A 9,621-nucleotide genomic window follows, 5' to 3' on the forward strand; every position below is an offset into this window, starting at 1 on the left:
GGCCTCGATTCCGCCCGCAACCGCCCCCGATGGGCGGGCAAGGTCGGCCCCGGTCGGGCCCCGGTCAGGTCTTGCCGGGCCCGGGACGGCGCCGGGTGGCGAACCGCCGGAATCTGGCCGGTGTCCCAGGCCTGTCCGGCTTTCGGAACCCGGCCTGTTGATTTCCACCCAGAGCTGAGCCGGTCAGGCGGGTAATTTCCGCCTCGAATAAAGCCATATGAACCTTCCCCCAAAGCGTTGAGCGGCGGGGGCAATGGAGTGATCCACATGGGACTTTTGAACATCATTGGACTCTGTTGCCCAAATCGGCCGAGGGTCGTAGCCCCCCCCTTATCCCCGCGCAGACCTATCCTGCCGCCTCAGTGATGGGTGTTCCGAGCGCGGTGAAACCGTTTAAGCGGGAGGGATCAGCCGCAGGTCATGGCCAAGCTTGCTGATCTCGCGGCCCCAATAGTGGGCACCACCGCAGGCTTCCATCGCGACAACACAGGGCCGCAACTGGCTGAAAAAGGCCAGCACTTGATCCCGCCTCAGCTTCTTGCGCAATTACGCCCGCCCCGAAGCGTCAGCCCCATGGACCTGAAAAGCATTCTTCGCCAGATCGAGCCCGACAGTGATAATCTCCGACATGACCGCTCTCCTATGTGGATCCTCGCAGACCCACCTCGGCACACAGAGGCCGTCGGGGGCGGTCACACCATCAGGGTCGTAACACAGGATGTTCTTTTTTGATTATGTGTCCGACAGCAGTGGCAAGCTGAGCACGAATACCGTGCCGGTTTCTCCGGATGCCTCACAGCGCACGGCTCCGCCGTGATGCTCGCCTATCTGCTGAACGAGGGCAAGGCCAAGGCCCCAGCCACCGGCCGCCTCGCCATGCCCGCCGGGGCGATAGAAGGGCTCGAAGATGCGGTGCATATCTTCCGCCGGGATGCCGGGGCCGTGATCCCGGACAACCAGATCGGCCATGTCGTCGCGCCTTCCAACGGTGATCTCGACCGGCGGCATGCCGTGGCGCAAGGCGTTCTGGATCAGGTTACGGACGGCCCGCGACAGCAGGCGTTCATCGCCCGGCACCTCGACCGGGGCGCCGGAAACCTCCAGCCCGGCCCGCGCAGCCTCTTCCGCCGCCAGCGCCAGCAGGTCCAGAGGCCGGAACGGCTCGGAAGGCATGGCATGCGTCAGGCGGCTGGAGAGCAGGATCTCGCCGACCAGATCGTCGAGTTCGGTCAGGTTGCGGGCGATCTCGTCACGGCGCGCGGGCGAGGGATCGGACTCGGAAAGGTCCACCGCCATGCGCAGCCGGGCGAGCGGCGAGCGCAGCTCGTGACTGGCATTGGCCAGCAAGGCGCGGTTCGACCGGATCAGCGCCTCGACCTGAACCGCGGCGCGGTTGAAGCTGGATGCCACGGCAGCGATCTCGTCGTTTCCTTCGACAGGGACCCGCAGCGCGAGATCGCCCCCGCCCCAGGTCTCGACACCCTGGCGCAGCCGCTCGAGGCGCCGGGTCAGGTTGCGCACCACGGGCCATGCGGCCAGCGCGGTCAGGCCTGCAACCAGAACCAGCACCAGAAGCGGATTGCCGGGCGGGCTGAAGGGGACCGAAAACCGTGCGGTCAGCGTACCGCCATCCGGCAGGGCAACTGTCACGGGGCGGGCTCGCGCCGGATCGCCGGTTCCGGCGTCATGGACGGCGACCAGATTCCCGGCCGCATCCCGAAATTCGATGACGGCATGGCTGGCCGGACCTATCCTGTCCAGAACCGCTTGCGGATCTTCCGCGCCCGAGAGGGTCGCGGCCAGCAGTTCGGCGCGCTGGCGGAACCAGCCGCGATCCTCGCGGTCCACGAACAGCGCGATGGTCGCGATCCCGGTCACCGCCAGCACCGCGATGGCGCCCAGAACCGTCAGGTAGATTTTCAGGAACAGCCTTGCGCGCATCCTTCAGCCTTCGTCGTCCTGCCGGCGGGCAAAGACATAGCCTGCGCCGCGCACCGTGACGATGCGGCGAGGATGTTTCGGATCGTCCTCGATCGACGCCCGGATGCGCGAGATGTGGACATCGACCGAACGGTCGAAGGCATCGGCTTCGATTCCCTTCACACGGTCCAGGAGCTGATCACGGCTGAGGATGCGGCCCGCGCTTTCGGCCAGCGCCAGCAGGATGTCGAACTGGTGGCCGGTGATGTCGCAGGGCTTGCCGTTCAGCCGGGCGGCGCGCGAGCCGGGATCGATCTCCAGCCGGCCGAAACGAAGCACGCCGGGTGTGGCAGGACCCGCGCGGCGGCGCAGGATGGCGCGCAGCCGGGCCAGCAGCTCGCGCGGGCTGAAGGGTTTGGGAAGGTAGTCGTCGGCGCCGATCTCCAGGCCGACGATCCGGTCGGTCTCCTCGCCCTTCGCCGTCAGCATCAGCACGGGCACGTCGGACCCGGCGCGAATGCGCTTCAGCACCTCGAATCCGTCGAGATCGGGCAGCATCACGTCGAGGATCACCGCATCCGCCGGGTCGCGGGCCAGATCCGCGAGCCCCGCCGATGCCGTGGCGGCGGCCCGCACCCCGTAGCCATTTGCGCGAAGATAGTCGCGCAGCATGGCGGAGAGCCGCGTGTCGTCATCGATGATCAGGATCCTCTCCGTCATGGCATATCCTCAGTCCGCCCTCTTGCCCTTGCCATACCACATCCGCCGGAAGATCGCGTCGCGGCGGATGAGGGCGTGATAGAGCGCCGCGGCGACATGGGCGATCAGCAGCGCGATCAGAAGCATGGCCCCGATCCCGTGCGGCGCGCGCGGGCCATAGGCCGAAAAGTCGGGCAGGGGTCCGCCGCCGAACAGCACCGCGCCCGCGCCGCTCATCGCCATCAGCGCGATGCCGCTGCCGAACATGCCGAAGAGCACGATGTAGAAGGCGAGATGAACGCCTCGGGCGAGGCGTTCCTGCCCGGCGAGCGTATTCGCGATCGGGGCGGGCTTGCGGTCGAGGGCAAGCCACCAGACAACGCGGAACACCGTCAGTGCCAGAACGGCGATGCCGAGCGGCACATGCAGGCGCAACAGGGCGGCCGGGTCGGGCGCATCGGCGGCGCGGAAGCCGGTGGCGAGCAGGGCGAGAATGCCGAAGGCGCTGAGCCAGTGGAGGGTGACGGCAACGGCGCCATAGCGGTCGGAGGTGCTTTTCATCATGGCCGGAACTCTTTGGAAGACGGTCTGGCGACATCGGGAAGGCTCCGACCCGAGCAGACGGGGCCGGTGGGAGACGGGGGGCGTGTCCGCAGGTCCTGCGGACACGCCAGCACCGGCGCGATCAGTTGCGCCCGGGGCCGAAGCCGGGACGGAAGCTGCCGCGCAGCTCGACAAGCCCGGCGCGTTGCTGTTGCGTGAGCAACTCGGCTGCATCGAGCAGCGCCTCGGTCGCCCGGGCCGAGACGGCATCGGCGCTTGCGAGGGTTTCCAGGCGCAGGGTCTCGACGGCGGCGCGGTCGATCACCTCGGCTGTCAGCAGACCTTCCAGCGCCTCGCGCCGGACCTCCATGCCGCGAAGCATCGGGCGGATGTCGCTCCGGGCGCCGTCGATGATGGCCCATATCCCGTCGCGCTGGCCGTCCGTCACTTCGACCGATCTCAGCGCGCGTTCCAGACCAAAGCCGCCGAAAGGGCCGAACCCGTGGCCACGGAAGCCGTTCGCCTGGACCGCGCCGGTGATCCCGATGGCGCCGAGCGCCAGCACCGCAACCATGCCGCCGATAACGTATTTGCGAATACCGTGTCCGGTGGGGGTATTTTCCATCTTTTCTCTCCTTCTCGCCAGCGGCTTCAGCGCCGCGATGAAGCAAGGATGGGGCACCCGTTTTTCTCCCGCTCCCGCGCCATGTAAAGAATTGTGAAGCCCGCGTGCCAAACCCTTCGGCAGGCCGACGTGGATCGGCCAGACCGCCCGCCCACGGGACGGCAATCCGGGCCATGACCGGGATCGACGCGACGGGAACGAAGCCCATTGGCCAGCGGCAGGCATGAGAGAACGGGGTGATGGGATTCCTTCTTCACGCGACCCTGCGGCGCTCGGGAAGGCGCTCTGCCACGGGCGCCGCCTCAAGGAGCGATTCCGGCGCCGGTCCGAGGGGTTTCCTGCGGAAGACAGCGGCGAAATCGTCGACGAAGGTGAAGACGACAGGAATGACCACAAGGCTCAGAAGCGTCGAGGTGATCAGTCCGCCGATCACCACCACTCCCATCGGCTGACGGAAGCCCGGGTCTCCCTCGACGAGGCTCAGCGCCGCCGGCACCATGCCGCTCGCCATGGCAACGGTGGTCATCACGATGGGCCGGGCGCGCTTGTGACAGGCGTCGATCAGCGCGTCGAACCGGCTCATGCCGCGCCGTTGTGCCTCGATCGCGTATTCGACGAGGAGGATCGAGTTCTTCGACGCGATTCCCATCAGCAACAGCAGCCCGATGACCGCGGGCATGGAAAAGTCCATGCCGGTCATGACCAGGGGCAGGATCGCGCCGCCCAGCGACAGGGGAAGCGCCATCAGAATCGTCAGCGGTTGCAGGAAATCGTGGAACAGGAGGACGAGCACCGCATAGATGCAGAAGATGCCGATCGCCATCGCGGTGGCGAAACCCGCGAACAGCTCGCTCTGTCGTTTCAGATCGCCCTGTTCGACGAAACGCACCCCTTCGGGCAGGTTCTGCCAGGCGGGCAGGGCTTCGACAGCCGCCATCACTTCCGTGAGGTTGCGTCCGTTCAGTTCCACCGTGAGGGTCACGTTGCGGGCGCAGTCGAGGCGCGCGATCTCGCCGGATGCCGCACCGAAGGCGATGTCGGCCACGGTACCGAGCGTGATATCCCTTGCCACCGGGATCAGCGACAGCGCCTCGAACGAGCGGCGGTTTTCCTCGGCGAGCATGACGCGGATCGGCACCTGCCGCTCCGGCAGGTCGAGCCTGGCGAGGCTGGCGTCATAGCCGCCCGCCGTGGCGAGCCTCACCGCCTCGGAAATCGCCTGCGGCGTCACACCGAGCGAGGCCGCCAGGGCGAGATCGGGCGTAATGACGATCTCGGGTGTCAGCAACGCCGCCGATGACCTGATACTGCCGATACCGCTGATCCCGCGCGCTTCGGATTCCAGCCGGGCCGCAGCCTGCTCCAGTACCGCCGCATCGTCTCCCGCGAGGGTGAGCTGCAGCTCTGTGCCGTTGCCGCCGCCGCCGAGCGAGATGCGCACGCCCGGGATCGCCTCCAGCGCGCGGCGCAGGTCGGCCTCGATGGTGGATTGAGTCACGTCGCGGTCGTCTGTCGGCGTAAGGTTTACGACCAGGGTGGCCGAGGTGACCGCCTCCGTGCTGCCGCCACCCATCGGCCCGCCACCCCCGATTGACGCCGATCCCGTTGCCTGGAAGATCGAGGTCACATGGTCGCGGCCCGCAAGCAGCCCGGCGGCCGCACGCGCTGCCGCATCGGTGGTTTCGATCGAGGCGCCGGGCGGGGCTGTGAGCGTGATCTGGGTCTGGCTGTTGTCCGAGGCCGGGAAGAAGGCGGTGGTCAACTGACCCGCCAGCGCGAGGGTGAAGGCGAAGAAGACGATCACCCCCAGAACCGGCACCCATCTGCGCCGAAGCGCCCCGCGCACCAGCCCCAGGTATCGGCGCATGACCATGCCATCGGGCTTTTCCCGCCGTGCCCCGGCGGTGCGCATGAGGTAGGCCGCCATCATCGGTGTCAGGAGCCGCGCCACCATCAGCGAGGCCAGCACCGCGACCGAGGCGGTGATGCCGAACTGCCGGAACACGATGCCCGGTACGCCGCCCATGAAGGCCGTGGGCAGGAACACCGCGACCAGCGTGAAGGTGGTCGCGATCACCGCGAGGCCGATCTCGTCCGAGGCCTCCATCGCCGCGTCGTGGGGAGATTTTCCCATGTTCAGATGGCGCTCGATGTTCTCGACCTCGACGATCGCATCGTCGACGAGGATGCCGACCACCAGCGACAGCGCCAGAAGCGTGATCATGTTCAGCGAATAGCCGAGCCAGTCCATCACGAGAAAGGTCGGGATGATGGACAGCGGCAGCGCTACCGCAGCGAGGAAGGTCGCCCGCCAGTCGCGCAGGAACAGGAAGACCACCACCACCGCGATCAGCGCGCCCTCGTAAAGCATGATCATCGAGGCATGGTAGTTCTGCGCGGTCGGCGCGACCGTATCATAGGCCTCGGTGATGTCGGCCTGCGGGTTGCGGTCGGCGAAATCCGCCATCGCCGCCCGGACATCCTCCGCAACGGCGAGGTCGGAATAGCCGTTCAGGCGCTTGACCTGCACCGCAATCACCGGCCTGCCGTTCAGCCAGGCCAGCGATGCGCGCTCGGCATGGCTGTCGGTGACGGAGCCGATCTCGTCGAGCCGCACCCAGTCGCCATCGGGCAGCGGCAGCGGCAGGGCGCGCAGCTCTTCGACCGATCGGGCCGCAGCCAGGGTGCGCACGGTTTGATGGCCGCCGCCGATGCGGATCGCGCCACCCGAAAAATCTGCCTGCACCGCGACGAGGCGCGCGTTCACATCCCCGACCGTAAGCCCGAAGCCCGCGATCCGGGCCGCATCGAGTTCCACCCGGATCTCGCGGTCGACGCCCCCCAGACGGCTGACCTCTCCCACGCCATCGACGGCCATCAGTGCGCGCGCGACCTGGTTGTCGATGAACCATGACAGTTCCGCTTCGTCGAGCCGGTCGGAGGCCACGGTGAAGGTGACCAGCGGCGCGGCATTGAGCGTCTGCTTCGTCACCGAAGGCGCATCCATCTCGGCCGGCAGGTCGGATTGCGTCTGATCGACGGCGCTTCTCACCTCGTCGAGCGCGACCTGCGGATCCTTGCCGACCTGAAAGGCCACCGTGATCTTCACCGATCCGTCGCTGACCGTCGTGCGTACGGAATCGAGCAGGGCGAGCCCGGTCAGCGCATCCTCGATCGGGCGCGCCACCTCGGTTTCCATCTGCGCCGCCGCCGCACCGTCGAGCCTGGCGCTGACGCTGATCGTGGGCAGGTCCATGTCGGGAAAATTCTGCACGTCGAGCCGCTGGAAGGCCATCAGTCCGGTGATGGTCAGCAGGATGAACAGCAGGATCGGGGGAACGGGGTTACGGATCGCCCAGGCGGAAAAGTTCATTGCGGCGGCTCCACCACCACCCGCACTGTGGCGCCGTCCGTCAGAAAGGCGCCGCCCGCCTGAACCACCTGTTCTTCCCGTTCGAGGCCCGAGACGATCTCGACCCGTTCGTCCTGCCGCCGTCCGGTCTCGACCCGGCGGCGTTCGACGATGGTTCCGGCGAGGACATAGAGATACGAGAAGCCGTCGCGCATCAGCACCGCGCCTTCGGGGACATGCAACGCCTCCCGCCGGCCGGCGATGAACCGGCCATTGGCCAGAAGGCCGGTCCGGAGGTCGGCGGGCAGCCCAGAAACCGAAAGCCCGACATGCACCACGACGCGCGCGTTCGTGACGGAGGCCACCGGCTCGATACGCCGGACCTGACCGGCGACAGGGCCGGAGGGCAGGAAGACCTCGACATCGGTGCCTTCGCGCAGCGCGCCGAGCCGCGTCGCGGGAAGTTCGGCCCGCCAGTCGATCTGTCCCCTGCGGATCAGCCGGAACAGTTCCTGCCCCGCCGGGGCGATGGCTCCGGCCTCGGCGCTGCGCGAAGAGATCACGCCCGCTTCGGGAGCCACGATCCGCGTCCGGGCGAGAGTGAGCCGGCTTGTCGCCAGCGTGGCCTGAGCCGCCTGTAGATCCGACCGCGCGCGACGTTCTGCAATCTCGTATTCCAGGGCCTGCTGGTGCGAGATCGTGCCCGTTCTGGTCAGCCCCTGCCCGCGTTCGGCATTGGCGACGGCCAGATCGAATGCTGCCTCGGCGGAGAGCACGACGGCCTCCAGCCGGGAAATCTCGTTGAGGATGTCCGCAGTCTCCAGTTCCGCCAGCAGATCCCCGCGCTCGACGACGCTGCCCGGCTCGACATGGACTGCGGTCAGCCGCAACCCGCCGGCCTCCACGCCGATAATGGTCTCGTCGCGGGCGACAAGAGCTCCGCTCGCAGCGATGACATCCGGCCAGAGGTCGAGACCCGGAACAGCCACGGCGACGGACAGGGCCGCAACAGTCGCCGGAGCGGCTTCTTGCGAGATGGCTGCAGCAGAAAGGGCAAGAGAGCCGCCGAGAAGCATGCCGGTGAGAATTCTGGTCTGTCGCATATTCCGATTTTCCGGCGGGACGCGCCCCACGAGTCAAATGAACGATGGTCATGCCGACCCGTCATAGTGAGGAAACACGGCTTGCCAGGCTGCTCTTGCGAAGCTCAGGGCCTGACAAGACCAGGACAGGATGGGCGCAAAGTGTTTCTGTCGTGCCCCCGGAATGTTAAGATATGTTAAGCTGCGTCAGGCATGAGCGAGAGCGCCCGCACCGACGCCATGATATCTTGCCTGCCCTGAAGAGCTGAACTTGCCCCTAACAGGCTGCTGAAAAAGTATTTTCAGCCAGAATTACGGAGGAAATCCTCCTTGTATTCCCTAAAAATGCTCCGAAATACGCGAATTTTTGGGCGTTCACAGACCTATTTTCCGGCATCATGCGCAAGACTGTGCTGCGCCACGCCTTTTTCAGCAGCCTGCTAATGCTGGACTCCTGGGTGAGCCTTCTCGGCTCTTTCAGGCCATCGAACGGCACGATCTCGTCGATCCGGTCGAGGACGTCGTCGCCCAGCACCACCTCCGCGTCGGCGAGCGGGCCGTCGAGCTGCTCCATGGTGCGCGGGCCGATGATCGCCGCGCTGAGCGCGGGATGCGCCACCACGAAGGCGAGCGCCATGTGCATCAGCGGGATGCCGACGTCTTCCGCGAGCGGAATCAGTTCCTCGACCGCGTTCAGGCTGCCTTCGTCGGACATCGCCTTGGGGAAGAATTTCGCGCGCAGCGTGTCGGGCTGCGGCGCGCCCCTGCGGTACTTGCCGGTGAGCATGCCCTTGGCCAGCGGGCTCCACGCCAGAACGCCCATGCCATAGCGCTGGCAGGCCGGGAGCACCTCGCGCTCGATCGAGTGGTTGAGGATCGAATAGGGCGGCTGTTCGGTGCGTAAGCGCGCCAGCCCGCGGCGCTCGGCGGTCCATTGCGCCTGGATGATATCGGAGGCCGGGACGGTCGAGGCGCCGAAGGCGCGGATCTTGCCCGCCCGCATCAGGTCGGTGAGCAACGACAGCGTTTCCTCCACATCGGTGTCGGGCGAGGGCCGGTGGATCTGGTATAGGTCGATATGGTCGGTCTGCAATCGCCGGAGCGACCCCTCGACCGCGCGCGTGATCCAGCGCCGCGAGCCGCCGCGCATGTTCGGATCCTCGCCCATCGGCACAGCCGCTTTGGTGGCGAGCACGGCCTCGTCGCGCCTACCCTTGAGGGCCTTGCCGACGATGACTTCGGATTCGTCATCGCTGTAGGCGTCGGCGGTGTCGATGAAGATGGATGCCGAAATCGAGGTCCTTGACGACGTGCTGTCCGGCGTAGGCCTCGGCGGTGCGATATCCCGGGTGTTAAGCTGGAACCCCCTGAAGCGGTCGCGCCCCGGATAGTCCGGAATG

General features: G+C 66.8%; 7 protein-coding genes and 1 pseudogene. All 8 read right to left on the minus strand.

Features of this window, described 5'->3' with window-relative positions; translation table 11 throughout:
• Nucleotides 1-396 precede the first annotated feature (396 nt).
• Nucleotides 397-630: pseudogene (locus ABNX41_RS20865) on the minus strand (IS110 family transposase); the annotation flags it as partial.
• Nucleotides 631-732: 102 nt separating this feature from the next.
• The gene (locus tag ABNX41_RS20870; protein ID WP_438671622.1) at nt 733-1,941 is read right to left on the minus strand and encodes a HAMP domain-containing sensor histidine kinase; all 1,209 of its coding nucleotides are present in this window, start codon (nt 1,939-1,941) and stop codon (nt 733-735) included.
• A 3-nt stretch (nt 1,942-1,944) separates the two neighbouring features.
• Nucleotides 1,945-2,640 (minus strand): response regulator, encoded by a 696-nt coding sequence (locus ABNX41_RS20875; protein WP_438671623.1) that lies wholly within the window; start codon nt 2,638-2,640, stop codon nt 1,945-1,947.
• Between the two features lie 9 nt (nt 2,641-2,649).
• On the minus strand, nt 2,650-3,183 hold the full coding sequence (locus ABNX41_RS20880) for a cytochrome b (RefSeq protein WP_438671624.1): 534 nt from the start codon (nt 3,181-3,183) through the stop codon (nt 2,650-2,652).
• Between the two features lie 121 nt (nt 3,184-3,304).
• Nucleotides 3,305-3,787 carry a Spy/CpxP family protein refolding chaperone gene (locus ABNX41_RS20885; RefSeq protein WP_438671625.1) on the minus strand — a complete coding sequence of 161 codons (483 nt, stop codon included), beginning with the start codon at nt 3,785-3,787 and terminating at the stop codon, nt 3,305-3,307.
• A 253-nt stretch (nt 3,788-4,040) separates the two neighbouring features.
• On the minus strand, nt 4,041-7,160 hold the full coding sequence (locus ABNX41_RS20890; protein ID WP_438671626.1) for an efflux RND transporter permease subunit: 3,120 nt from the start codon (nt 7,158-7,160) through the stop codon (nt 4,041-4,043).
• A complete protein-coding gene (locus ABNX41_RS20895) occupies nt 7,157-8,242 on the minus strand; it encodes an efflux RND transporter periplasmic adaptor subunit (RefSeq protein ID WP_438671627.1) in 1,086 nt (361 codons plus the stop codon). The genes ABNX41_RS20890 and ABNX41_RS20895 overlap by 4 nt, the downstream gene beginning before the upstream one ends.
• A 256-nt stretch (nt 8,243-8,498) precedes the next feature.
• A partial coding sequence (locus ABNX41_RS20900) for an aldo/keto reductase (protein ID WP_438671628.1) occupies nt 8,499-9,621 on the minus strand: 1,123 nt, incomplete at its 5' end.

The organism is Pseudogemmobacter sonorensis, from assembly GCF_042762395.1.
In the GTDB taxonomy this organism is placed as follows: Bacteria; Pseudomonadota; Alphaproteobacteria; order Rhodobacterales; family Rhodobacteraceae; genus Pseudogemmobacter; species Pseudogemmobacter sonorensis.